The 26188-nt window shown below is 45.8% G+C and carries 19 protein-coding genes; all 19 read left to right on the top strand.

Features of this window, described 5'->3' with window-relative positions:
• The first annotated feature begins 135 nt into the window (after window positions 1-135).
• The 19 genes from HMPREF3039_RS07050 (at window position 136) to HMPREF3039_RS06955 (ending at window position 26174) form a co-directional block, all read left to right on the top strand.
• On the top strand, window positions 136-1389 hold the full coding sequence (locus tag HMPREF3039_RS07050; RefSeq protein WP_147549816.1) for a hypothetical protein: 1254 nt from the start codon (window positions 136-138) through the stop codon (window positions 1387-1389).
• The gene (locus HMPREF3039_RS07045) at window positions 1379-2569 is read left to right on the top strand and encodes a hypothetical protein (protein ID WP_067570242.1); all 1191 of its coding nucleotides are present in this window, start codon (window positions 1379-1381) and stop codon (window positions 2567-2569) included. Before HMPREF3039_RS07050 ends, HMPREF3039_RS07045 begins: the two co-directional genes overlap by 11 nt.
• Before the next feature lie 163 nt (window positions 2570-2732).
• A complete protein-coding gene (locus HMPREF3039_RS07040; RefSeq protein WP_067570240.1) occupies window positions 2733-3371 on the top strand; it encodes a hypothetical protein in 639 nt (212 codons plus the stop codon).
• Between the two features lie 52 nt (window positions 3372-3423).
• Complete coding sequence (locus HMPREF3039_RS07035) at window positions 3424-4149, top strand: hypothetical protein (RefSeq protein WP_147549813.1); 726 nt, start codon at window positions 3424-3426, stop codon at window positions 4147-4149.
• A gap of 36 nt (window positions 4150-4185) precedes the next feature.
• Window positions 4186-5229: a glycosyltransferase gene (locus HMPREF3039_RS07030; protein WP_067570234.1), complete on the top strand. Its 1044-nt coding sequence runs from the start codon at window positions 4186-4188 to the stop codon at window positions 5227-5229.
• Between the two features lie 23 nt (window positions 5230-5252).
• Window positions 5253-6011, top strand: coding sequence for an alpha-1,2-fucosyltransferase (locus HMPREF3039_RS07025; RefSeq protein WP_067570233.1), 759 nt, complete (start codon window positions 5253-5255; stop codon window positions 6009-6011).
• A gap of 29 nt (window positions 6012-6040) precedes the next feature.
• A complete protein-coding gene (locus HMPREF3039_RS07020; RefSeq protein ID WP_082770154.1) occupies window positions 6041-7729 on the top strand; it encodes a hypothetical protein in 1689 nt (562 codons plus the stop codon).
• 122 nt (window positions 7730-7851) lie between these two features.
• A complete protein-coding gene (locus HMPREF3039_RS07005; RefSeq protein ID WP_082770153.1) occupies window positions 7852-13812 on the top strand; it encodes an RHS repeat domain-containing protein in 5961 nt (1986 codons plus the stop codon).
• Between the two features lie 14 nt (window positions 13813-13826).
• Window positions 13827-14201 (top strand): hypothetical protein, encoded by a 375-nt coding sequence (locus HMPREF3039_RS13740; protein WP_147549810.1) that lies wholly within the window; start codon window positions 13827-13829, stop codon window positions 14199-14201.
• Window positions 14202-15749: 1548 nt separating this feature from the next.
• The gene (locus tag HMPREF3039_RS13735; RefSeq protein WP_147549807.1) at window positions 15750-16373 is read left to right on the top strand and encodes a hypothetical protein; all 624 of its coding nucleotides are present in this window, start codon (window positions 15750-15752) and stop codon (window positions 16371-16373) included.
• A 229-nt stretch (window positions 16374-16602) separates the two neighbouring features.
• Window positions 16603-17631, top strand: a complete 1029-nt coding sequence (locus HMPREF3039_RS06995) for a hypothetical protein (RefSeq protein ID WP_147549804.1) — start codon at window positions 16603-16605, stop codon at window positions 17629-17631.
• A 628-nt stretch (window positions 17632-18259) separates the two neighbouring features.
• Complete coding sequence (locus HMPREF3039_RS06990) at window positions 18260-18865, top strand: hypothetical protein (RefSeq protein ID WP_147549801.1); 606 nt, start codon at window positions 18260-18262, stop codon at window positions 18863-18865.
• A gap of 629 nt (window positions 18866-19494) precedes the next feature.
• Window positions 19495-20445, top strand: a complete 951-nt coding sequence (locus HMPREF3039_RS13730) for a hypothetical protein (protein ID WP_147549798.1) — start codon at window positions 19495-19497, stop codon at window positions 20443-20445.
• 88 nt (window positions 20446-20533) lie between these two features.
• On the top strand, window positions 20534-20788 hold the full coding sequence (locus HMPREF3039_RS06980) for a hypothetical protein (protein WP_067570215.1): 255 nt from the start codon (window positions 20534-20536) through the stop codon (window positions 20786-20788).
• 178 nt (window positions 20789-20966) lie between these two features.
• A complete protein-coding gene (locus HMPREF3039_RS13305) occupies window positions 20967-21299 on the top strand; it encodes a tlde1 domain-containing protein (protein ID WP_082770152.1) in 333 nt (110 codons plus the stop codon).
• Between the two features lie 930 nt (window positions 21300-22229).
• Complete coding sequence (locus tag HMPREF3039_RS06970) at window positions 22230-22808, top strand: hypothetical protein (RefSeq protein WP_147549794.1); 579 nt, start codon at window positions 22230-22232, stop codon at window positions 22806-22808.
• 479 nt (window positions 22809-23287) lie between these two features.
• Window positions 23288-23635 carry a hypothetical protein gene (locus HMPREF3039_RS06965; protein WP_067570209.1) on the top strand — a complete coding sequence of 116 codons (348 nt, stop codon included), beginning with the start codon at window positions 23288-23290 and terminating at the stop codon, window positions 23633-23635.
• Between the two features lie 247 nt (window positions 23636-23882).
• Window positions 23883-24497, top strand: coding sequence for a hypothetical protein (locus tag HMPREF3039_RS06960; RefSeq protein ID WP_147549791.1), 615 nt, complete (start codon window positions 23883-23885; stop codon window positions 24495-24497).
• Window positions 24498-24887: 390 nt separating this feature from the next.
• Complete coding sequence (locus tag HMPREF3039_RS06955; RefSeq protein ID WP_067982258.1) at window positions 24888-26174, top strand: hypothetical protein; 1287 nt, start codon at window positions 24888-24890, stop codon at window positions 26172-26174.
• The last annotated feature ends 14 nt before the right edge of the window (window positions 26175-26188 follow it).

Here is a 26188-nt window from a genome sequence, read left to right as displayed (position 1 = left end):
TTTGATGCTGTTGCCGCGATTCGAAGAGATTCCGCGGATACTTTTATTGCTTGCCCTGATCAGCAAAATTCGTCACAGGAAACGACACTTGTATTTTACCCATAAAGATACCATAATGCACCAACCAACGCCATTATGAATAATCGGTTAACATCGTTTATTATCCGCGAACTTCTGCCATCCCTTCGTTATGAATATCTCAGGGAATTGGAAGCATACCTCAGGAAAGAGGTAACCGATTTTCCTACGGTAATTCCTCCCGAACCTTTTTCCGATCGTCAACAGCTGGAGGCATATCGCGGAGCCCTCGGACAAACCATCATTTCCGGTATTTGTTATCGGATGTACGGTGTTAAGAAGGAGACGGACAGGATTTACCGTATTTTTCGTCTTCTGCAAACGTGCAGTTCCGGGGAAGCGACTGTAGATTTGCGGGAATACGCCGAATCGCTGGGAGTTTCCGTGGACAGAGACTTTTCCAATGGAATCGAGCTTGCCGTCCTGCATTTTCTGGCCGGAAATATTAACTTGCTCAGGCAGATTGAGGAATTGCATTCCATTAAAAAGGGGAAATCGTATCGAATTTTTCCTCCCATAAGCGATGCGCTTCCTTTTCCCATTATTACGGAAGAGGAAAGGGAGAAGGAAAAAGAAGGTTGTCGGCAATATCTGTCCCGAATATTGTCGGAGAAGGGAATGACTGATGTATGCGTCATCAACTGCGACCGGATTTCCTCGGATTATTGGTTCACCATCAAACGTGGGCATTACCAGGAAACCGTTGATGAAGTGGACATGTCGGCCAAAGAGATCGTCAGCAGCACACGTACTCCAGGGAATACGGACATTGTCATCTACAGGGGGAGTTCGAAATGTCTGTACGTCAATTTACAAGTTAATGCCAGAATCCAATGGATGATGCGAACCTACGCCGTGATTGCCGGTCGCATGCTGTTCGGCTCGGATATTTGGGAATTAAGAAACCGTTACTCCCTGGGCGTATTTAATAAAAAGTCCATTGCCGATATTGAGTTATTCAACAATATTCCGGGGCTTAGAAAAGTTACCATTTATAAACTTTTCATGTCCAGGCCGCTCCATGCGAGAAGGAAGACGGAAAGAGAGGTCTTGATGCGGGGATTTACGGGCGTTTACAAGAGTCTTTCCGAACTTTGCGACGAAGACGGTCCCCAGATTGTCGTCCCCAGCGGGTTCCATGTGGACAAAGCGTTTTTTCATTTTGAATTCGAGGAAGGCAACCCCAAGACCGTTTCATTGACTCCCGATTCGAATGGCCTGGAACTGGAAAATGAACAGTACAGGCTCATTGACATGTATTTTGAACAGGCGGGCTTTGACCAGTTGTACAATCGGACTCATGGAGCTTAATTACCGCAATATTCTCGATATCATCATTGAATGTGAGAGTCTGGAGTCACCCGATTGGATATGGAAAGCCAGGGTGGGAGGAGATTTCTACCCGGGCCACTGGGTGTGCGGCTGTAAACTTGCCGGGATATCCAGTGATTATTACAACCCTGACGATATCGGCAATCCTTTGAAAGTGGTGGCACTGCCCCCGGAGGACGATCCCTTTTACGAGTACGGCGGGAATCCCGGAGAAGAAGACCGCAGGCGTTTCTACGTGTTAAAGGAACCCTATTGCCGGGAGCCGGTTGAGAGGAGCGAGCTTTTCGTTCATGCCCTGGTGTTCAGGAAGATAGCTTTGAATATTGCCCGTTCCTGCGGAAAAACGGAACGGGGGATGAGCGGGACGGAACTGATTCCGGAGTGCCTCATCAAGCTCTTTGACTTTCCCATGGCCGCCTATTTTGCCTTCGCTTTTGATGAACGCCTGGTTTCCAGATGCCTGCGCACCATCCGGCAGGCACAGCCGGAAAACCCCTTCCTTCTTTTTGTGATGGGCAGCCGTTGGCGTACCGGAGCCATGGAGGCTGCAATCGTTGAAAAGTACAAGGGCATCGTTGTTTCCGTTTCCGACGTCATGGTGACGACGAAAGACGGATTTGCCTGGGCACACGGCTATTCCTGGGCATGGATCAGGGATGGCATGCCCGTTCATTCGCGCGCGGGGGAGGGGCTTCCGTCTGGCACAGCGTGGGAGGATATCTGGATTTCCGTGACCGATGAACGGGAAATAGTTTTTTCCCATTCACGGGGCGGTGGGGAACTGAAAGAATTCATGAGATTTTCCTACCGGGAAGAAAACCGTTTTTTCAGCAGGCAAAGAGCGGCGGCGGCCAAGGATTCCACGAAGCCGGCTTATAAAATGCTGTTTTTGTACGTGATGAATCCGGATGTGGCCTGTCTGGACAAGGAGCTTCTGGAAAGGGCCGGAATCGGAAATGAGGCGGAAGCCAGGTCGGATTTGCGGAAAGTTCTGATGGAAAGACTGCCCCGGCTGGCGGAAAGGGATCCGTTTGAAAAGAAGAGGGAAAAATCACGGCAGGGCATGTACCGCCGGTTTCAGGTACTTCCCTGTAAATCTTATATCCGTCCTTTGGAATTTATGCTCTCCCTTGAAAGAGAGCCGGAAAGGCGCAGGTAGGCGGCCAGACGGTTATTGATTTCCCCATTAGCGGCTAGCTGGATGAACTTATTCGTCCAGCTAGCCGATTTTTTTTATAAATAAACGAAAATCAAAGAAGATTGACGCTGCTGATGCTGCGTGTTTTTTGCTAGCTGGATAAGTTCGCACAGGGTTGGTGAATATGCATGAAAAGCAATCACAACCACTGCCGGAAGTCGTGGAAAGCCACGCCTTGTATCTCGCCCAGCGCCTCCGTTCAAAAGCAAAATCCATCGGTTTTCCGATATCCGAGGAAGAGTATCTGGATATTCTTCAACGTTTCAGGCTCCGATGCTGGGAGGTTTGCCGCCGTTACCGGAAAGGCGGCAGAGCCAGCATGAAAACATATCTGGGCAATGTAACCGTTTTTGATCCGGAGCGTTATTTGCGCGAGAGAAACCGGAAGAAGAGGCTGCTGCTGCGGGAAGCCCGTCCGCTTGAGTACGAGGATGGCCGGGAAATCTACGCTGATGAGCGCTCGGAATTTCTTTCCGGGTTGATGTTCAGGGAAGACCTCGCACGTGAAATGGAATCTCTGACTCCGCTGGAAAGGGCGTTGGTTGACGCCTTGATTGACGCCGAAGGAAATTTGTCCCGGGCCGCCAGGAAGATTCATCTGGAGGAAAGCAAGGCGCGCCGCCTCCGGAAACGAATCCGGGAGGAGAAATTCGCTTTTTTGAGAAATGGGCGACGAATTCCCGGAAACGCGGCAAGCAATCGTAGGAAGGCAGATGAACGACTTTTCCTCCTAACACATGTCCCGTGCGGGACGCACCTATGAGGGCCGTTTATTCGCTTTTTCCAATACCCATCAACAGTTGAAAAACATAATCATGAATACAACCAATCCATACGAAATTTCCAGTTCCCGGCCTCAGTGTCCGGAGAATCCCGCTTCCTGCTCCACGACAGATGCCACGGCAGTCCCCTCCCATGAAACCCTGCTTCCTGTGGGCTCGGTGACCGGAGATATCAGAAGCAACGACATCGTTCTTCCCCGCCTGAACATCGTTCAGAGCGTAGGCGCCCTTTCCGGAATATTTTCCCCCGGCAGTATCGTCTTCAACAGGGAGGTCGTGCTTTCCGACGGGAGCGTTCCCCTGGAGCTTTCCGTGCTTTCCGCGCGCAAGCAATTCATGGAAAAACTTCCCTTTGATTCCGTGGAGAAGCCAGCCGTTTTCAATTCCCTGGAAGAAGTGAAAGCCGTCGGAGGCACGGTCGGAAGGGGGAAGGGAAACCAGCCTTCTTTCACGCCCATTCTGCATGTGCAGGCGCTTTTCAAGGCGCCGGAGGGTGTGGATTACGCCTTTCCTCTGGAATACGGAGGCAAGTCTTTCGGGCTGGCCGCCTGGTCTCTGCGCGGCATGGCTTATTACCTTGCGGGGCGCGATATTCTCACGGCTTCCAGATTTGCCCTGCGGAACGAATTGTTCACCGGAAAATGGGAGCTTACGACCAGGTATAGGAAGCTGGAGCACAATGGCATTTTCATTCCTGCGCTACGCAGTGCGGGCCGCAGTACGCCGGAGTTCGCCTCCTTCATCAGGAGCATCGGTTAAATCTTTTCTTATCAGCCGCATTTAAAGACAGCAATCATGAGCATTCCAATCAAACGATTATTCGTCAACGGGTTCCCCAGCCTTTATGGTGGAGCGGGAACGGAACTCCACCACCAGATTCTCGTTTGGCGCAAGCTGGGCATGGAAGTCCATCTCATTCCGTCCTGGGATTATCACGGAGAACCCCTCTATAACGAGATGGCAGGCCTCGGCGTCATCATGCATGCTCCCGGAGACTGGTCTGCCGTGCAATCCGGTGATCCGGTTTTAGGCTTTTGCAACGCCGAGTTCCTCAATGCCTTGCCGGAGATACGCAGGCATACGAGGCGGACGGTTTTCGTGAACTGCATGACTTGGCTCTTTCCCAGGGAAAGGGAGGCGATGGAAAAGGGGGAAATAGCCATGTTTCTGTACCAGAACGAGGCTGTCAGACAAAACGTCATGCCCGTCCTGCGCCAGCTTAATGAAAGCCCGGAGATTTGTTTCATGACGTTCAGCCCCTATTTCCATGCCGACTCCTTTCCTTTTATCCGGGAACGCGATGAGGATTTCTTCGGTTGCGGGCGCATTTCCCGCCAGGACGCGGACAAATTCTCCGCCAGTACTCTGCATATCTACGATGCCTTCGTGGCGCCCGTCATGAAGCACGGTCTTTTCCTCGGTTTTGACAAGAGAAGCGAAGCCAAGATCGGCCGTCCCTTCGACTGGATCCAGATTGCCCATAATCAGCGCGAGGTCTCCCAGCAGGATTTTTACAGGCATTCCCGCATCGTTCTGCAGCCTTCGGATACCACGGAAAACTGGCCCCGCATCGGCTTTGAGGCCATGGCGAGCGGCAGTGTGCTCATTGTGGATAACCGGGGAGGGTGGCGGCAGATGGTGCAGCACGGCAAAACGGGGTGGCTCTGCGATCATGAAAGGGACTTCATCTACTACGCCTCCAAAATGGCCTATGAGCCCAGTTTGCGCAACGACATGGCGGAGGCCGCCCGCCTGCGCGGTCTGGAGCTGGGCGGCCTGGAAGTTTCCATGGAGAGCTGGAAGCAGGTCTTTGAAGCCATGGCAAAACTTCCGGAATAAACATTTATCAGGAAGCCGATCTTATGGATAAAATTCATGTTTCTCCCTGTTTTCTGCCCGGCATGCGCCTGGGCAACATCATGTTCACGCTGGCGGCCGCCTGTTCCCACGCCCGGACCGTAGGGGTGGAGTGCCAGGTTCCCTGGACCTACAACGATGCTTCCCTGATGCTGCGCTCCTGGCTCGGCGGCTGGGTGCTCCCTTCTACGCCGTGCGGCACGAATGAACCTCCATCCTGGCAGGAACCCTCCTTTTCCTACTGTCCGATTCCGTCCAACATCCGGGAAGGCGGCCTTTGCGGCTACTTCCAGAGCGTGCGGTATTTTGAAGAGCAGGAAGCGTTCATCCGGGCGCTTTTTGCGCCCTTCATCGCGGAAAAGGAATCCGGCACCCTTGGTGTTCACATCCGGCTCGGGGACTATAAACGGCTCCGTGACAAGCACCGAGTTCTGGACCTTGATTTCCTGCGGCGTGCCGCCGGCCATTTGTCGCCCGGAGTGCGTCACCTGGTGCTGTTCAGCGATGAGCCGGATGAGGCGGCGGACATGCTTGCGCGTGTGCCGGAATTCGGACGCTTTACGCTGGAGATCGACCGCGGCGCTCCGTGCGAATCCCTCCATCGCATGACGGCGATGGAGGAACTCGTCATTTCCTGTTCTTCCTTTTCCTGGTGGGGCGCGTGGCTGGGAAATACTCGGAAGGTCATCGTTCCGCACGACTGGTTTGTCGGCGGCATGGAAGACTACCGGGACATTTATCTGCCCCACTGGATAAAACTGTAATTCCGTCATGAACCTGTACCCATACAACAATGAATACTAGAACCGTTACAAGCCTTTGGGTGGGAGAGGAACTCCCCCTGATGTCCGTCCTTTGCATCAAGTCTTTCCTGGATCATGGCCATGCCTTCCAGCTTTTTACCTACAAGAGTTATGACAATATTCCCGCAGGAACGCTTGTCCGCGACGCGCGGGATATCCTGCCGGAAGATGCGATTTTCCATGATTCTCACAACAGCCTGGCGCCGTTTTCCGATTGGTTCCGCATGAAATTCCTTTCACAGGAAGGCGGTTTCTGGGTGGATATGGACGTCATCTGCCTGGGGGATGAATTGCCTTCCTCCCCTTTCTGGTTTTGCAAGGAGTGGTCGGAGGTGGTGGCCGTGGGCGCCATGGCCTTTCCTTCCGGTCATTCTATCCCCGCAACTTTGTGCTGTCTGGCTGAAGATCCGGCACTACCCGTTCCGTGGGACTCTCCGGAAGAAGTCCGGGCCAAGAAGGAGCTGCTCCGCCGGGTGCCGGACGTTGCCGACCGCCGCCGCCAGGTGCCGTGGGGGTTCTGCGGCCCTACCGGGATGACGCGCGCGTTGCGCCATTATGGCCTCTTTGGCCAGGCTGCTCCGTCTTCCCATATGTACCCGGTTCCCTGGACGCGGTGGCGCGATTGCTATAATGGCAACATACGTCTCGCCGGACCGGAATTGTCCAATGCCTGGTGCGTCCACCTCTGGGGCGAGATGGCCAGGCGGGAGCCGGATGCGTGGGAGAATATGCGCCGCAACAGCCTCGTAGGCGAACTGCTGGACAGGCATTTGCCGGACCACGCCGGGAGGCCTGCCCCCGGACCGCGAAAGAAAGTGAACATTCTGGTGGGAATCTGCAGTTGTACAGGTGCGGCGGATCGTCGCAAAGCCTGCCGCGAGACGTGGCTTTCCCATCTGCAGGAGGGGGTGGAATGCAGGTTCTTCCTGGGGCGCCGCACCCCTTTGCCCAATGAGCCCGATGTCGTTGCCCTGTGGGTGGAAGACGATTACAGACACCTCCCCGCCAAGGGGCTTGCCTTCTATAAATATGCCCTGGAACATTACGAGTTCGACTGGCTTTTCAAATGTGACGACGACACTTACCTGGTGCTTGACCGTCTGGAAAGCCTCTGCGATGGCCGCTATGACCTTGTGGGCGATATGTCCCTGGCGGACAGGGGCTTCCCCAGCGGTGGCGCAGGCTACCTGATGAGCCGGGCTCTTGTGGAAGACATGGTGGCACACGGCGATCGGGTGCCTGTCGCCGGGGCTGAGGATGTCATTTTCGGCAAACTGGCGCGGGAATTGGGCGCGCGCATCCATGCCACGCCCCGCCTCTTCCTCAGCCATGTTCCGGCGCCCCACCGCCTGAATGACCGGGTGAGCGCGCATTGGTGCTCTCCGGGAAGACTGCACGGCATTGAGGCCCTCTTTTACGATAAACCGGTGGCCGTTTACGACGCCGTACATCCTTATTGGAGAGATGAGCTCCTGTTCTTTACCCATGACCGTTTCATGCGCGGCGCCAGCGGTTGTACCGGGCGCTACACCCTGCAGGACGGGGTTCTCACGCTGTTCTGGGACAATTGGGAACCGGAGACCCTGAAAGCTGACGGCCATGGATTCTCCCGCGGTTCGTTCTTCCTGACCCCCGCCGCCGGCAGCAGGCCGATACCTTTCCCCGAGTCCGTGTCCTGACGGGCATGGATTCCACTCCCTTTTTCTTCCCCGCCGCCCTCCATGGCGCAGAGAGGGGAAGGAATATTAAACCAACCCAGTCGGCGCATTCCGCGCCGCAGTAAAACAAAAATTATAACGCTATGTTTACCAACGACAAGCAAAACGACAATCCCTCTTTTAACAGGGATTCCGCAAACATGATCAACTCCAACCCCGCCGCCGGACAATCTGCCGCGGCAAATCAACCTGGCGCGCCGCGCGCCACAACCCTACTCAATACCATGTCCACACAACTTCAGCCATACAGCGCAGACTCCGTCATTTATGAGAAATCCGACAACTTTGTTCAGACGTCTGCCGGAGCCGATGTTTTCATGCCCCCCGTCAACGATACCTTTACCGTCCCGGAAGGCGGGGCCACGGCTGTGGCCAGCCTGACGGTGGATGACTGGGGCAAACTCACCATTTCCGGCCCCGGCGGCACGTTCGAGCTGGATCTGACCTCCGCCGCCGATGAACCCGGTGAATTGGGAGGCCACCAGGAATGGTCCAAGTCCGATTCGTTTGAATTGTCCCCCGGCACCTATACGGTTTCCATCACGCACCAGAACATCGATATGCCGCATAATGAATACAACCAGTCATTGTGCAGTTATTCCATCACAGTGACGGCCCATGGAGGAACCGAAAGTTCATTTTCCAGTTCCAGCAGTTCTTCCTCCAGTTCGAGCTCTTCCAGTTCGTCCTCTTCATCTTCCAGCTCCGACAATCCTCCTTCATCGTCAAGCAGTTCTTCTTCCGACGTGCCTCCGGAAGACAAGGAAATCTGCTGCAAATGCGGTTCCTGCACTGATTCGGAAGGCAATGAATATACGATTGCCACGGAAAAGCTGCCGGGCGATCCCGGTGTGGAGACTTGCATGTCCCTGGCCGAATTCCTGGCCAAGGGAGGATCTCCGTCGCCGTCTCCCGCAGCTTTCAGCCTCCTCTCTACAAGAGATGTTCATGAAACGGCTGAAGCCTGCGGCGGACTGAAATATGTAAGCCCGTGGTCCTGGCATGCGAGTCTGGACACAAAGTCCGGCCTCATCACCATGGCGCCGCCGACAGGGGCCGCACTTTATTTCAATATTCAGCCCGGTTCGGATGTAGCGCCGCCTGCGGGCATCTCCCGCAAGCGTGACTTCAGGGTGCAGCTGCTGGATGAGAATCTCGCCCCTTGCACGGAGGGTTCTCCGGCTTTTCTTTCTCTGGTGGACGCTGACGGGCAGAAAGTCCGTTTTTCGGCGGCAATGGGAGAGGTTGTCAGCATGACTTCCGCTTCCGGCAAGGTTGTTCTGGCGGAAGATTACTTCCGGAATGTGATCAACACCTATGATGAAGAAGGTAGCTTGGTGAGCAGCTACAGTGCTGCGGAAGGGCTGATGCGCACCCGTACCGGTGAAAACGGATCCCTCCTCATGGAATGGTTTGCCCCTGCCGCCGTCACGGTACGGGAAGATGGGGGATACGAAGTAACGGGAGAACCCTTCAAGACGGCAGCGTACACGTCATTTGAAGAAAACGGCGTGCGTACCACCGTCATTGCGCGCCGACAGCGCGGTCTGCCCGCCCACACCATCACGCGCCGCGAGGAACCCGGCAGAGTTACCATCACCACGGGAGAAGGGGATGACGCCATCATCCGCACCATTGAAACAAACCGTCTCTACGGAGGCATGGTGGAACGCATCGAATCCGTCAAGGGCATCAACGATGCCGAACCCGTTTCCTGCAACCGTTCCGTCAAACAATACACTGACGGCGGCTGGCTGCTGATGAGCGAAACGGAGGCCTTCAACACGCCGCTGGCGCGCACGACGACTTACGAATACAACAGCCAGTTCCGCCTCTCCCGTGTCAACCGGCCGACCGGCGGCTATACGCGTTATGAATACGACGGCGAAGGCCGCATCATCCTGGAAGCCTCGTCCTGGGCGGGCGGCCGGGAGAAAACCATCCGCACCGTGTACGCCGATCAGCGCTTCTACGACAACCGTCCGGCTCGTGTTGCCGAATCCTGTGTTCTGTCCGACGGCACGGAAGTCGAACTGACGGCCACAACTTACGCCTATGAAGACTCCCCCCTTGCCGAACGCGTCACGATGACCGTCGCCGCGGCCGGGAGCGAACAACGGCAGACCCGGATTTCCGAAACTTACGGAGAAGCGGCGGTTTATTCCTATGCGGCCGGTAAAACGAAATTCACGCAGGACGCCATGGGCATCCAAACCTGTTACGATTACGAGGCCTCGACCGAACACGGCGCCGTCCACAAGCGTACCGCAACCACCCGGGCGAACGGTGAACTCGTCGCCGGCCAGAGCACGAAAGAAGAAAGCTGCATCGCGCCTGATGATACCGTCGTTTTCGAACGGAAGTCCATCTGGGATGGTGAACAATGGCTTCTGCTCTCCACGGCCGTCCACGAATACGACGAACAGGGCCGGCTCATCAGGACCACGCGCGGCAATGGCCGCGTCAGCACCGCGTCCTGGATGTGCTGCGGCCAGTTGAGTGAAACTGATGAAGACGGCATCACGACCACCTACGGCTACAATTCCGCGCTTCAGCTTGTGGAAACCATCCGCTCGGAAATCCGGGACGGCGAAACCCTCGTCACTCCGGAAACCATCGTTACCTACACCCGTGACGCCGCCGGCCGCCCCTTGCAGACGCGCCGCGATACCGGGGCCATGGCGACTGTGGAATCGATCGTCTACGACCAACTGGGGCGTCCCGTCGTTCAGACCGATCTTCTGGGTCGCGTCACTACTACGGCCTACAGCGAAGACGGACTAACAACCACTGTCACGACACCTGCCGGGGCTACCCTCGTCACTGAACTTCACGCCGACGGCAGCATCATGCACGAGTACGGCACGGGACAGCGCCAACTCTACCACGTCTACGATCTCGACGGCAACTGTCTGCGGGAAACCGTCTATCTGGCCGACCGGTCGACGATTCTCTCCCAGACTCTGACCAACGGTTTCGGGCAAATCGTTGCCCAGGTGACTCCCTCCACTTCCGGCTTCATCTATGACCGCAGTGAATACAATGCGGAAGGTAAGATCGTGCGCACCGGGCGTGACACGGGTTCCGGCGCCAACGCCGTTTCCATGGCTCCTACTCTCTATGAATACGACGCTTTCGGCAACCTTGTGAAGCAAACCCTGGCCTGTGATGACGAGCCTTCCGTCTTGAATTCTCCTGTTCAGGAATACGCCTATGGTGTTGAAAATACCGAAGACGGTGTCTATACGGTTACGACGCAAACCCGGTACAATGCCGAGGGACAGCCTCTTGTCTCCGTACAGAAGCAGCTCGTCTCCGAACTTTCATCCGCGCTGGAATCGAAGTCGGTCAACATTGACGAACGCGGCTTGACTTCCATGGAATGGATAGAGTATGCTGAAAATACGAAGAAAATCCAAAAGAGTGTAATTCCCTCCTCGAGTGTGACAGCACAAGTTGTCAGCATCGACGGGTTTGTGCTTTCTCAAACCGATTACACAGGCATTGCCATGATGAAAAACCGCTCTTTTACGGCAACCGGCATGACGTTGACGACTACGGATGGGCGCGGTAACACGACCACGGCGCAAACCGATATTACCGGGCGCACTGTTCGCCTCATCGATGCGGCGGGGCACGCAACGACAACGGAATACGATGCCGCCTCCGGCCAGCCGTCCGTCGTGACCGATGCCCTCGGCAACACAGCATGCTACCGCTACGACCTCTTCGGCCGCAAAGTCGCGGAATGGGGGACAGCGATCCAGCCAGCCTTGTTCGCCTACGACGACGCCAGCCGTATGGTGGCGCTCACCACCTACCGTACCTCCGCCGGGGATATCTCTACCGATCCGGCGGACCGCACCGATGGCGATATGACGACATGGGCCTATCACGACGCAACTGGCCTTGAAACGAGTAAAACCTACGCCGACAGTTCGCATGTCGACAAGTCCTACGATGCTTTCAATCAGCTCTCTACTGAAACCAACGCCCGAGGCATCGTCAAAACCTGCACATACGACATCAAACGAGGCCTGTTGACGGGCGTTTCCTTCTCCGACGACACGCCGGGACAAACAATCGTCTACAATCATTTGGGCCAGATCACCCGCCTCGTCGACGCTTCCGGCCTGCGCTTGATGACGTACAATGTATATGGAGAGCTCGAATCTGAAAGTGTGACAATGGACAGCTCGACTTATCGGGTGTCCGAACATTTTGATTCCTGTGGGCGTAGTATGGGTTATCGCCTGGTAAATGATGTCCAGGACATTCAGAATACGCAAATTGCCTACGATGATTGTGGCCGCATCGCTTCCTTGAGTCTGGATGGGGCCGCGGCGCCGTTTACCTGGTCCTATGCCGCCGGCGGCGGATTCGTGGAAGGACTTGACTACCCCAACGGAATGAGTCGCAAGAACACGTATGACGACAAACGCAATCTTGTCACTGTCATTGATTACCAGCGACCGAACAGTGTCTATTCGCCAGCCCGTCACGAATATGACTTTGACAAGCTGGGACGTCCCACGCAGCGCAAAGACACGTGGAACACCGCAACACCCAAAACGACACGCCTCTTCACCTACAACAGCCGCAGTGAACTGATTGGTGACCAACTTCGTCCTGGCGGCCGATTCGGCTACCAGTACGACAACATCGGGAACCGCAAGAGCGCCTTCGAATTCGGCGATACTACGGATTATACGACCAATGATCTCAACCAGTACGCTGGTATCGTTAAGAATGGCGACAAATCCTTCATTCCTTCCTACGACGAGGACGGCAACCAGACGAAGGTGAAAACCGCCACCGGCATCTGGAACGTCTCCTACAACGCCGAAAACAGACCCGTGAAGTTTGAAAACGAAAATGGTGCCACCACAGTGGAATGCGCTTACGACTATATGGGCAGGCGTTTCGAGAAAAAAGTCGTCGTCAACGGTGAAACGACTTTCCACGCGCGCTTTCTTTACAGAGTCTACCTGCAGATCGCCGAACTCGACTTGACGCAGGAAACGCCGGCACTCGTCCGCAGCTACATTTGGGATCCGTCGGAACCTGACTCCACGCGCATCCTGATGATGACGCGGTGGAAAACGAACGGCACGGAGGTTGACGAACATCTTTACTTCATGCATGACGCTCTGAAGAATGTCACCTCGATTTTCGGTGAAGGCCGAGGCCGCCGCGCCCTGTATGAGTATCGTCCCTTTGGCGGTCTCATCACATCGGAAGGCAACATGGCGGAAGAAAACAAGTTCCGCTTCTCGTGCGAATACATGGACGATGAATTAGGCTTAATCTACTACAACTACCGCCATCTCAACCCATTCGATGGGCGCTGGATTAACCGAGATCCTTTCTTGGAGAGAGGAGGTGTTAATTTGTATGGGTTAGTTAAAAATAGACCAACAAATTTATACGATGAACTCGGATTTAAATTGAAAGAACACAATATAGGAGAATATCATGTGCAAAAAGTTCCTTCTATTTCTGGAGGTAAAAATGGAGCAACAGAGCGTAAATTTGCTGCCCAAGTAAAACTTCCTAATACTTTTTTAGATTTTGGAAATGTAGCTGTTTCTGTACAAGGTGATCTGGAAATGACGATCAAGGTGGTAAAAAGTAAATCCCTTGACAAAGATACTAAGCATGAATTATATCATGGGAGTATTAATCTAAAATATTGGAATATGCTTGCCAAAGAAATTAATTATTTAGAACGTGAGTGGTGTAAACCTTGTTATAGATTAGCTGTGGCATATGGAACGGCAACTATTTCGCTAAGATCTCAACAATCAGTAGTTGAGAATCTTGAATTCGATGTCAATGATTATACTCGTAGAAAACTGAAGAATATAAATGGAGTGCGTAATCAATATAAAAAAGAAAGAGAAAAATTGAAAACAAATATTAAAAATTATAATGATTCAGTAAGAGAATTTTATAAAAAATGTTTAAATGGGGGAAATCCTTCAGAACAAACAATGGATTTTCCGGAAGAACCACTTAAGTCTGATTATCAATTTCCTTATTAAAATTTCGAAATATTATGATGAAGAAATATATTATATGTTGTAGTATTGCTATTTTTTTAGCATGTATATCTATTTTAATTTTTAATAAATATTTAAAAAAATCTCATTTGCTAGGAGAAGTTGAAAATACATATAGCTTTAGCTATGATCCTCCTTTAATATTAGGAAATGTAAAAATTGAAGAATTATCTAAATTTAATCAAATACTCGCTAATCAGTTTCCCAACTATCAGATTTATGCTACATTTTCTGGAGAAGAATGTACCCTAATTATGACAATTCTTTATGATTATGATGCTAATTTTTCCGATGTAGATAGAAAAAAACTGTGGAATTTAGTTAGTAAATGGACAGAGGAATTGTGGTATAATCAAACAGATATGGAATAAATTGAATAATATGTAATTGGAAAATCAAAAAATATAACTAATGTTTTTATTTTTATAAAATTAATATATGAAGCTTATTTAATTCTATAAAGAGCTCCTTCCGATTTATCGGAAGGAGCTCTTTTGTAAGGATTATAATTTTTGAGTAAAATATTACTGATACAATTTCTACTGAAATTCAACTATCATGAAACAAAATTTTTTACGGGAATTGAAAATAAATAAATTTGAATAATTTAATTTCTGTGAATATATATGCGTATTGATAAATTAAAAAAATCATCTTGATAAATAATATGAAAAAAATATTTATAATTATTAGTATTTGGATGATTGTTTCCTTGTTGACAGCTATTTATAGTGTGTTTTATAGTGAGAAAAATAATGATAACCCGATTTTCATCTATCCATTTGAAGTCAGGATTTCTAAAGACTACGGAAAAAAAGATTGTTATATAATGAGAGATTGTTATTTATTTAATATGCGCATATTCGGTTATTGGTTTCCCACGGCGGAAGAATTTTCTGATACTTGTAAAGAAATTGATCATTACTGATATATAATTATAATTTGAATTAATTAATACCTGGCAAGTTATTGCTTGCCAGGTGTTTTTATATTTGTTAAGAATGATCAAGTTTCTTTTTCATAATTAACTTTCATGAAATGGACGGAGTAAATTAGGAAAGTAAAAGGACTCCGAACTACGTCAACATTGGCAACAACAATACTACCTTCAAATTAGATAATACCGTAGATCATACAGCCAATGCCCTCAACCAGTCTTCCGATATCATCAAAAATGACGCCAAATCCTTTATCCCTTCTTATAACGAGGAGCGCAATCAGACACTGATGAAAACTTCCTCCAGCATATGGGGCTGGTGAAACCTGCTTCCAACGCATCTTGATGATGATGTGCTGGAAAACGAACGGCACGGAGGTTGATGAACATCTTTACTTCATGCACGACGCTCTGAAGAACGTCACTTCCATTTTCGCCGAAGGCCGAGGGCGTCCTGCTTGTATGAATACCGAACTTTCGGCAGTCTCATTACGGCTGATGACAACATGGCGGGAGAAAACAAATTTCGCTTGTTAAAGAAATTGATCAGCTCACATCCAAATATTTGGGTATACATATGGACGCTGGACTCAGGGTAGGAGGCAAAGCGAAAATTTCTTACGATAAATGTAACAAATTATCTAACACTAAAGTATGCATATCCGTAGAAGCATTTGCTGCCGCAGAATACAGACGCAGTGGCTACAGGAATAATCGACCGGTTGGTCCAATCGACAACGTTTCGGTGTAAATGCTTCAGGATTTGGAGACTTGTGTCTTAATTTATGTAATGGTAATATTTCGCTTCAGGCAAATATTTCCTGGAGTGCCTATATCAATATAGGTATCTTATCATTTAATAAGACAGTTTTTGCAGGAGGAAACTATAATTACCCCGAAAGAAATTATGCAACAGTTTCTTCATTAGCTATATGAAAAAAATACTGTAAATCATAATACTAAATATTTATTTGAAAATAAAATGACTCAAAAGCTTGACTTGAATGAATGTTTAATAAATCGAATAAATTACTCGCTTTCTTTTTCAGTAAATAATGGAATCTTGTCAGTAAAAAAAGTATCCTACGAACCTCTTTGGAAAAAAATAGGTCTTACAAGTTTACTTTTCATTCCTACTATTGGATTCACATTGGCAACGTTGTATTGTATTTATGCAATCACTGTAGATACACAGTACGCCAGCAATTGCTCGGAGGCTCTCCCTCTTCTGATTCTTATAACTATTGCCTGTTTGTTGGTAGTTCCATCTATAGATACCTTATATTCTAGTAAGAGTAGTCTGGATAACTCCCGATACTCCTTTATGGGTGTTTTTGTCTCAAGAAAAATTCAAGTAGAAAATAGGAAACCTATTCTTACTCTAGAAGTATACGCTTCGCCACTCGGGGGACAATTAGAGGGTAAAATCAGAATACAAAGAAAAAGAAATTTTCTACCTTGGGACATTCATGTTTCTTTGTTTCAGAAGATTACATACCCATCCAAAGAGATAGCTTGCAAAAATGCTTCTATGATAAAAGAATTTATTTCTAAAAATGCAAATTCCTTATTTTCATATGTAAAAATTGAATATTATGAATACTAAATCATCCTATTTCTTTTCTTTTGAAAAATATAACAATAGGTAAAGAAAAAATATTGACACATTTTTCGTACGGAAATTAAGAATTATTTAAATATAATCTGAAAAGAACTTATTTTATCATTCTAGTGCTAACGAACTAGAATTAAATTTATGCCTTAATTTAGAAAAAACTTCTTCCAATTGCCTAGTTTCTGGGCACCTTAAATTTTATAAAATTATTATTAAGGGTATGAATATTTTCAGTTGTGTATTTCAAGATCAAAAAAATGAATTTGTACTTGGTAAAAGAACGCTCAATGGATCATTATTGAAAATGGGCGGGTCTGTTTGTGGTCAATATTCCGTAGAAGCCTTTCCTCAGAGATGCCGTGTGCATATATCTATAGAATCTTCAGAACTTCAGGTTGATATACGTAAATCAATGAGTGATTCCATCCAATGGATAAATAAGCTCTTTATGCCATGGGGTAAAGGGAATATTATTTTCAACGGGAAAAATATTGCACAATATATTTCTTATGGGGAAATTAAATTTGAAGACCCCAAATTGGGGTTTTTAAAGATCGTACAGGATGATAATGCTCGTAGATTTTTGTGGGCTAGAGCTCAAGGATGTTCTTATGGTGATGCAAATAAATTTAGGAATTACCGGGAAACGTTACTTGTAAGCAATGACGCTGTGTTTGCCTCCTTTTGCGGGTATTACGGACGTTCTCGTCTTTTAAATGAAAATGATGAAAATATAATTGTTAACATGCCTTTAGAAAAACAATGGTGTATCTTTGCTTTATGTCTGATATGGAATGCAATGAGACCAATTGAAGGTTTTTTGCAAAATGAAATGACTCCTTCTTATAATTGCATAGGGGATCCTGTTCCGGACATTCCCTCGTTTGTATTATTAGAGAAAGACGGGGAAACAATACTTTCCACTGCACCTGAAGATGTTAACGGGGGAATACTAAAACGTGATCAATTTTTTCAATTTATTGCTCGTAATTGCCAATGGTATCTTGGTATTCCTCTTATTCTATTGCTGTATGCCTTCTTAAAAGATTGTTATGGTTTTTTCCTTTTGGAAATGAATGATATTCCTGTCGGAAGGCTTTGGATGACAGGTTTGTTGTGTCTTTCAGTTGCTATTCTGTATTGGAAAGTTGCTTTCAGGCATGGCGTTGCGAAATATTATCGGTTTCCTTTAAAAACCGAGGCCTGTACAAGGGAGCAAATACCTCAGGGCGATAGTTTCTCATCTTGATGAATATTCCAGTTAGATAGAGCTTTAACGTCTTCTTGGACACCCGGCAAGTTGTAACTTGCCGGGTGTTTCATATTAGGCACTTTACCGCAGCACAAATGTCATATGTGTAAAATACTAATTACAGTATAATTAGTATTTAATTTTACACATGCTTCTCATAGAATTGAAACTGATAACTATAGTTTTCCTCAATCGTTGGCAGTCTCCAATTCTCTTATGACTTTAACTAAGCTTAAATATTTATTTGTTACTCTTTGAAAAGAGATGCAATTTAAGAATTTCACTTTTTCTCAAGGTTGTAATCGAAATCGGACGGAATTGGCGGACGCAGCTTGACTTCCATGAAATGGATGAAATATGATTTGCACGAAACGAATCCAAAAGAACGTCCTCATCCTCTAGAACGTGTCCATATAAGCGGTCGAGGTGTCGGTTTGTACCCCTACTTCATCCGATCATTTGGACCGTGCATCATACCACGGCAAATTACGAACGTGATGATTTGCTTGATGATGAGAATTTTTGAGACGGCTTCCAACTAATCATACACAAATGAATCAAATCCATACGCAATTTTGCACTTGTTAAGAGCAATAAGAGATTATACTTAAAATGCTATACTAAAATGACAACTGCAAAAACAATTATTGCCTGTTTAGTTCCACGTAAAGCACTTGTTCTTGCAATAATATCTTGTGGAATTATATTAGTTTTGTTTTTATGGAAATTTTTAGAATCAGGCAATATCCATAATGGCGAATTGTCTGTTTTAGCAGCAATTTTTTCTATAGGATTTTACTTAACTCTTAAATTGAGTACTTATCAGTTGATATTATACAATGACAGAATTATCAGAAAACTGTGGTGGCAACAAAATGAAATTTTCTATAAAGACATAGATAAACTTATTATCAATGCTGCATGTTTCGATGCCTATAAGATAGGTAAAGCTATGGGACCACAGATTTCTGAAAAACTTAGGAAATATCAAATCTTTGATGTATGGCTCATTGGAAATGTAAGCACTATACATTTTAAAACCAAATGGTTCGACTCCGTGAAGCAAGTCAATGAAGCCCTTGCGTTTCTCATTGAAAAATGTCCTCCTAATAAATTGAAACAGGATCGGAATTCTAATTCCTCTACTGTACATGACATAAAATTAGTTATTAAATGGATCATTATATTTTTAATATTATCATATGCAGCTAATCTTCTCTTTCAATATTGAATTCAGCAAAGGCGAAAATACGATATAGGTTATCAAGAAATATTACTGTTGCAACAGTTTCTAATATATTGAGGGAATCTGACACGCCGACTGGGGATGATTCTTTTTCAGCCATTCTCTCTGTTGGAATGCAATACTCGATAAGTAGCTTGCTAATACTAGATAACATACTTTAACTTCCACCAAATGAATCGAGTATGATTCTTGTAACGAAACAAGACCGAAAGCTCAATTTACCGTCGAATGCTTTGGACACATCCAAAGCATTTGCTTAACAGGAGAAAGGATATGAGGTAATTTCGAGACAACCAGACATGGTCAAATCCGTATTTGTATTTGGAACGTCTCCTGCAACACTGAAAAATGGACTCGTGAAGTTCTAAATGAGGAAACGCTACTACGGAGGAATATGCTTAAGGCTATATAGACAGGTGATTTCAAGAAAAATTCTTATTCACGGCAGAATGATTTTCCTCGCCTGTTTTCTTTACTGGTAGCGGTGGGGTAGTTGGGGCGGATAGGATGTGGTGATGGTTGGTTGATCGGTTCGTTAGTTGAAGAATTTGCATATGATTGAATAATTTTTTGTGCATTGGTTATTTTTATATTTTAAATAATTTTTATAAAAAATGAATTTCGAGATAAATAAATATTATTTTGATGTTGTTGGCGAAGGAGATTATATTTTCTTTAAGTGTAAAAATGGCATGTATTATATGCTTTCCAACTCAATATGTTCATATATTCCAGAGTTACCGCCGAATGCTTGCGAATATCCACATGCGCAGAATCAATTTGATAGAAAATGGTTTTCTTCTTTATGGAGGAATTTCGTTCGGAGGGACACCAGTTGTGTTCCGTCACATGAGCATTATTCTCATCTACACATTGGTTTCCAATCCAGCATAGATACCCTTTATTTTATGAAGGGTGGGGCTGTCATCCATATTCTCTTAAAAAACAAAGGGAAAAAAGAGAGAGATACAATTCATTTTTACACAAGCCAACAGGCTGATAGTCTCGGAATTCATATCCAAAATTTTATGGATAATTCCTCTTATAAAAATATTCCTTTTTATTGGGAAGGAATAAGAGGTCTTTATCCTTTTGAAGGAGGATTTATTGTTGCACCAGGTTTTTGTTCTAGTGGAAAACTCTGCGATATGCAGATTTATAAATTTAATCCTATTGAAAATCCACACAGCATTGATTTCGTACAAGGCATTTTAAGTCCAGCAGCATATCCGGAAGAAAGCCGTGCATTTAGAGAACTCCCCTTGTATATTTGCGAGCTGACAGATGCTTCATTTGACCATAAATCATGGGAGATAGCTATGACAGCGGAATCTATTCCTCTGGAACATAATTGTGTTCATCCCTTTTATAGGAATGGCATATGTATTGCTGAACTGGTAATTGTTAATTTGATATGGGGAACTTCTTATTATCCCTATCAGGATTCATATGTGCTTTTATTGCGCTACTCCTCATTCCTGGAATCATGTATTGTTCAACTTGTTAATCTGGTGTTAAAAAACTCTCCCAGTATTAAATTAATAAAAAATGAAGAGGTTTTGTAATGATTATATCTAATTTAGCCGCGACCATCTTCAAATTCGGAGTTTGATCTGAATGCAGAAAAGCCTGTTCTGATGCACAAAACTATATATGGATCCGGAGAAATCTGCTGCCACACGCATCCTAATGATGACTCGCCGGAAAAAATGGTACGGAGGCCATGAACATCTCTATTTCATGCACGACATTCTGCAAAACGTCACCTTGATTTTCAGTGAAGATATGGACGATGAATTGGGTCTGATCTACTACAATTACTGTCAACCCCAATCCATTCGACGGACGATGGATCAACTGGATCCTATTACCGAGAGTGGTGGTATAAATTTATATGCCTTTGCATAAAATAAAATCCTGAATCAAGTTGATATTCACCACAGAATACAGTAAAAACCCATCCAATATTGATACGAAAAATAGGCAAAGACGGCAATATCCTTCGCTCTGCCACGGGTAGAGTATTTTCTGGCAATGACAATGGGAAAAATAATCCAGGCAATACAGGTAATAAGATAATGGCCCCATACCACCGGGGAAATATTATGTAATAAAAAGACAATCTGGAGGGATTCGAAGCCAATTTGAAGTTTGGATATACAAAATGTGGAATGACAATGACAAAATTCAATGGCTTGCTTTTATTGCGATATATGGTGTATTTTTTGATCAAAAAGAAATCAATGGAGTTTTTAGATCTTCTTTTCGAATGCATCATGGAACAAGATCTTTGGGATATATTACTTTCCTAGATAAAGATGTTTTTGAAAAAGCTCGTGAATTTATCCTTGAAACTGAATCCAAAACAGTAAAAGGAGCAGATGGAACAAAATATATATTATGGAATTTTGGAAGTTAAAGAAAATTAAGACAAAGGTTATATTTTGTTTTATTAGTTGTAGTATCATGACAGTGCTTATTTTTACATTAGCATGTAAACTTATAGGCGCGGATGTTATGGAGTTTTATGTTCCTATGCATATAATGAAAATAGTTATAAGCAATTTTTATCCAGAAATAATTATTGATGGAGAAATGGCTTACAACGTTCTTATGTATGATAGTTTTATTTTTTACGGATCAATTATTTTTTTAATAAGCTTCTTATTCCTTTATAAAATTATATCAATTTTTAATAAAAACTGAATTAATAATAAAATAATTATCTTTAGCCTATCCTGTTCTAATAACAGGATAGGTTTTTTTGAAAAAGAATCATATTTTTCTATAATACGTTGAAAACTTCCTCTCTTTTGTGAAACCACAAACGATGAGTTTGGCCTGATTTACTACAACGGCCCCTCCCCTACTTTCCTTGACAAATATGGATTTGACGATATAGATAAACTTATCGTCAGCGCGTCATGTTTTGATGCCTATAAGATAGGTAAAAGCTAGGGGGCCATAGATTTCTAAAAGACTTAGGAAATATCAAATATTTGATTTATGGATCCTTCATGATAAATACAATCTACATGTTAAAACTAAATGGTTTGACTCTGTAAAGAAAGTCAATGATGCTATTTTATTTTCATGGGAAAATGCCCGTTTAATAAGTTGAAGCGAGATCGGAATTCTAATTCCTATATTGCATATACGTAAAATTAGTGAAGGAATTAAAAGGAAATCCAGGCCATAGAAAAGAGAGGGTAAGTGCAAAGAAGGTTTCACCATTTAGTACATCCTGGAATTGCTGAAAGATTTGATAATGATAAAGTTTCCCATGCATCTATTCAAAAAAAGTAAAGAACTTTGGTAAAAATATCATAAAAAGCAACATGACTATCATATGAAATTATACATAGTATCTTTAGTATTACTTTTCAGTACATCAAACTGCCAATATAATCCTAAAATGATTATAGAAAATAATAAGGAACATTATAGTAATATTACTGATAATATTCAAATAATAGAGAAATCATCCGGGGATTCAATATGGAAAAGTTATTGTATTAAAATTAACGATTTAAAGAAAGATATTCCTGGAGAATATATAGACCCTCCATATATTCTTAAATACAAGAATAAATTTGTTTTGACCTGTCTGTTAAAAAGAGAAACAATTATTTTTATTATCACAAGAAAAAATAATGAATTGGCATTTATTCCTGTAACTGAAAAAAATAATTTCAAATTATTTATGGATCAATGTCGGAGCATGAAATATTATCCCATTCGATTTGTAAATGGAACATTGCTTAAATTAGAAAATGGACAACTAGTATCTGATTATTCAATAGAATGCTCTTCTAAAGAATCTCCTGAACCAGCTGATATTATTTATTTAGAATTTAAAGGAATATTTGATATCAATTTCAAAGAAAATATTTTGGAATTAAAAAATATAGAAGGTATTATAAATTAATTTTATTTCTAGATCATTGTATTATTCCTATTTAGCATTAATGAACTAGGTTTGAATTTATGTGTTAGTCCAGAGGAAATTCCTTCCAAATTGCCTAGTTCCCGAACATTGCAAATCTTATAAAATCATTAGTAATAAGTATGAATATTTTCAGCTGTGTATTTCAAGATCAAAAAATGAATTTGTGCTTGGTAAAAAAATACGCAATAGGCAGGCGTTTCGAGAAAAAAGTCGTCGTTAACGGCGAGACAACAGAGGCTACTCGCAGATTACCGAACTCGGCCTGCGCAGGAAACACCGGAGTTCGCCCGCAGCTACATGTGGGGGCCGGAGGGATTTGTTGGGAGAGATTTAGAATATGAGACGGCGTTGAGGTCAATTATACGTTTTCTTTCCAAGAAGACTCCGTAGGAGGTTTCAATAGGTTTATAAAGAATGAAAGAGGATTTGAGGTATAATTATGAAATATCGTATAAATCATGAATGATAAAAAAGAATATATAAATTATAAATTTAAACCATATATGAGCAAAAAGTTATTTCTAACGGTTGCTGTAATTCTTTTTGCCATTCTCAGTACCAGATTGATTGTGCTTGGTTTTCCATTCCCTAACTCTCTTGCTCCGATATTGTTTTTTTTACTTGGCTTTTTAATTATATTGAATAGTCTTAATGAGAGTAAAAAAGGCGTCATATTTCCGATGGATATTCATCGGGAAGAATCACCCAGAGAGTTTTTTTTAAGTTTTATAGCGGGATTAATCATGGGAGCAATTCCAATCGTAATAAGCTTTATCATGGTATTTTTTCTAAATCTTTCCTGGTGAAACACGATTCTGTGATCAAGGTTCAACGGCAGGAGTTCCAGACCAGGTAGTAGGGAGGCGGCCAAGATTTCGTTACAGGAAAGTGTTGCATGAAGTGCCTGTGTCATGTAGGAATCCTATTATATCACAGGCTTATATAAGAAGGTGGAAACTGTAATTGCCCAGGAAAAAATCTGGGGACATTACTCTATCCTGTCCTACTAAAAATACCGTAAATCATCGTATTCTTTATTAATATAAAATTGGCATGACGCGAAGACTTGTTTTGGATAAATGTCTTTCAACTCGTGGAAGCTACTCGCTTGTCTTTTCGTTGGATGGTGGAATTCTAACAGTTGAGAGGTTGTCATATGAACCTTGGTGGAGGAAAATCCTTCTAACCGGATTGTTTTTCATTCCTTCTCTCGGGTTTTTATTGACAGCATTATACTGTATTTACGCAATTTTTGCAGGTTTGGAGTATGCTGCCAATTGCCTGGAGGCTCTTCCTTTGATGATTCTTATAAGTGTCATCTGTTTTACAGGGATTCCTTCTATAAATACTTTGTATTCAAGCAAAGTCATTTTTGGTAGCGGTCAATTCTCATTTATTGGTGCCTTTATCTCCAGGAAAAGTCGGTTAGCAAATAAAAAAGCAGCACTTGTCTTGGAAATATATGATTCACCCATAGGAAGTCTCCTGAAAGGTGAAATCATCATACTCCGGAAAGGAAAATTTCCTCCTTGGAATATTCATGTTCCGTTGTTCCAGACGATTACATATCCCTCAAAAGAAATCGCTAACAAGAATGCCTGTATGATAAAAGAATTTATTTCTGAAAACACTCATTTACTTTTTTCAGAAATAATAATAGAACAATAGAGAGGGTTGGATTTCCTCATTTGAAATGAATGCTGCCGTATTCTTCCTGGGAAGATACATTTTATTTCCCCGGCAGTCTGTGATCACAGATATTTCTCTTTTCTCTTCCTGGAAATTTTAAAAGTCGTATTGATGATAACGACTTTCATGATGACTATTTGATCCCGAATATTTCTGGGCAGGAATCCTCTTTGTTAATAGGAAAGCGTCCCATGCGGTCAGGAATCCCGGCCATATTTTTATCCGTCTGTGAAACATGGTTCGTATTCAGCGGTTAAATGGTTGTCTTCCGCATTTTTTGAGTGGGAGGAGATTTGTACTTTTCTCTTTCCGGGAGGTTGATTTTTGAGTACATGTGTGACTATGCATTCGGCAAAGGGACAGGATGGGATGGTGCGCGCTCTGCGGCTGCGGCGGCTGGTGAATGCCGTGATGGTGGCGGAGGCCTTGTGCATTCCCTGTTTTGCGGCCGGAGCGGTGCTGGGACTCGTCTCGTACGGAGGGCGCCGAATGGGGATGGAGCTGCCGTGGCTGTTGGGGGTGTCCGTTTTAGCGGCTTTGATGTTTCTGGTGTTTTGGGGCTGGCGGATTCTCCGGGGCCGCATGTTCAGCCTGCGGGATGCGGCTGCGTTGATGGATGAACAGCTTGAACTGAATGCGGCGTTGAGCGCCGGGGTGCAATGGGGGGATGAGGGAATGCCTGCCTGTACCATGCGGCAGGGCGGCCCCGTGGTGCGGGTGCGTTCCTGGAGTCCGCTGGCGTGGATGGCCGCAGGGCTGGCCCTGGCTTGGTGCGGAGTGTTTCTTCCTTTGCCGCGGGTGGAGATCAGGCCCGTTCTTCCCGATGTCCCGCCGGCTCTTGTTCAGGCCGAGGCCGCGTTGAATGAAGTAGAGAAGATGGAGGAGGTGGAAAGAACGTCTGTGGAGCCGTTTCGTGAGCAGTTGGAAGTTCTGAAGCAGATGTCCCGGGAAGAGATGTATTCCCACGCGGGGCTTGAGGCATTGGATGCCTTGAGGAACAAGATTGGAACGGCCATGCAGGAACTGGGCGGCCGTTTGCAGCAGGCGAATGAGGCGCTGGCGATGTCCGGCAGCCCCAACGCGCAAAACCAGGAGGACATGCAGGAGGCTGTGCAGGCGTTGCGTGCCGCCATGGAAGGCCTGGATCATTCCGGCTTGCGGATGGATAGTACGATGGAAGCCCGGTTGAATGAGCTGGCTTCCGCCTCTTCCCGCCGGATTGATCCGGAAACTCTGCGCCGGCTGCAGGAAAGATTGAAGCATGCTTCCTCCCGGTTGAAGGAGATGTGTGAGGAGTGCGGCATGGCGTCCGTGGCGTCTCCGGATGATGATTTAGTGTGCCGGAATGCGGGGGAAGGGGATTTGCCCGGACAGATGGGGATTTCCCGCGGCCGCAGTGATGCGCCTCTGGCTTTTCAGCCGGAAGAGCGGGAGAAGCTGGAGACCCGGAGACACCAGGTGAGCAACGAAGACCTGGAACATGCCGCCCTGGGCTCTGTGGCGGGAGTAGAAGTTTCCGCCCCCTCTCCGGAAGAAGGCGGCAGCGGCATGGAGAGCGGCGGCCGTGCCGCGCAGCCTGCCCGCGGCGGGGATGCGGTCTGGTCGGAGAACCTGACGCCCCGGGAACAGTCCGCGTTGAAAGGAATTTTCAAGTGACGGGCTTGCGGCCT

The organism is Akkermansia sp. KLE1798 (assembly GCF_001580195.1).
In the GTDB taxonomy this organism is placed as follows: domain Bacteria; phylum Verrucomicrobiota; class Verrucomicrobiia; order Verrucomicrobiales; family Akkermansiaceae; genus Akkermansia; species Akkermansia biwaensis.
Note: the sequence above shows the minus strand (reverse complement) of the source record. Positions and strands in the feature narration are given on the sequence as shown.

Bases quoted from the DNA above. Each gene is read 5' to 3' on its own strand.
- HMPREF3039_RS07050 (WP_147549816.1), top strand. From the start codon at position 136: ATGAATAATCGGTTAACATCGTTTATTATCCGCGAACTTCTGCCATCC.
- HMPREF3039_RS07045 (WP_067570242.1), top strand. From the start codon at position 1,379: ATGGAGCTTAATTACCGCAATATTCTCGATATCATCATTGAATGTGAG.
- HMPREF3039_RS07040 (WP_067570240.1), top strand. From the start codon at position 2,733: ATGCATGAAAAGCAATCACAACCACTGCCGGAAGTCGTGGAAAGCCAC.
- HMPREF3039_RS07035 (WP_147549813.1), top strand. From the start codon at position 3,424: ATGAATACAACCAATCCATACGAAATTTCCAGTTCCCGGCCTCAGTGT.
- HMPREF3039_RS07030 (WP_067570234.1), top strand. From the start codon at position 4,186: ATGAGCATTCCAATCAAACGATTATTCGTCAACGGGTTCCCCAGCCTT.
- HMPREF3039_RS07025 (WP_067570233.1), top strand. From the start codon at position 5,253: ATGGATAAAATTCATGTTTCTCCCTGTTTTCTGCCCGGCATGCGCCTG.
- HMPREF3039_RS07020 (WP_082770154.1), top strand. From the start codon at position 6,041: ATGAATACTAGAACCGTTACAAGCCTTTGGGTGGGAGAGGAACTCCCC.
- HMPREF3039_RS07005 (WP_082770153.1), top strand. From the start codon at position 7,852: ATGTTTACCAACGACAAGCAAAACGACAATCCCTCTTTTAACAGGGAT.
- HMPREF3039_RS13740 (WP_147549810.1), top strand. From the start codon at position 13,827: ATGATGAAGAAATATATTATATGTTGTAGTATTGCTATTTTTTTAGCA.
- HMPREF3039_RS13735 (WP_147549807.1), top strand. From the start codon at position 15,750: ATGACTCAAAAGCTTGACTTGAATGAATGTTTAATAAATCGAATAAAT.
- HMPREF3039_RS06995 (WP_147549804.1), top strand. From the start codon at position 16,603: ATGAATATTTTCAGTTGTGTATTTCAAGATCAAAAAAATGAATTTGTA.
- HMPREF3039_RS06990 (WP_147549801.1), top strand. From the start codon at position 18,260: ATGACAACTGCAAAAACAATTATTGCCTGTTTAGTTCCACGTAAAGCA.
- HMPREF3039_RS13730 (WP_147549798.1), top strand. From the start codon at position 19,495: ATGAATTTCGAGATAAATAAATATTATTTTGATGTTGTTGGCGAAGGA.
- HMPREF3039_RS06980 (WP_067570215.1), top strand. From the start codon at position 20,534: ATGGATCCGGAGAAATCTGCTGCCACACGCATCCTAATGATGACTCGC.
- HMPREF3039_RS06970 (WP_147549794.1), top strand. From the start codon at position 22,230: ATGAAATTATACATAGTATCTTTAGTATTACTTTTCAGTACATCAAAC.
- HMPREF3039_RS06965 (WP_067570209.1), top strand. From the start codon at position 23,288: ATGAATGATAAAAAAGAATATATAAATTATAAATTTAAACCATATATG.
- HMPREF3039_RS06960 (WP_147549791.1), top strand. From the start codon at position 23,883: ATGACGCGAAGACTTGTTTTGGATAAATGTCTTTCAACTCGTGGAAGC.
- HMPREF3039_RS06955 (WP_067982258.1), top strand. From the start codon at position 24,888: ATGGTGCGCGCTCTGCGGCTGCGGCGGCTGGTGAATGCCGTGATGGTG.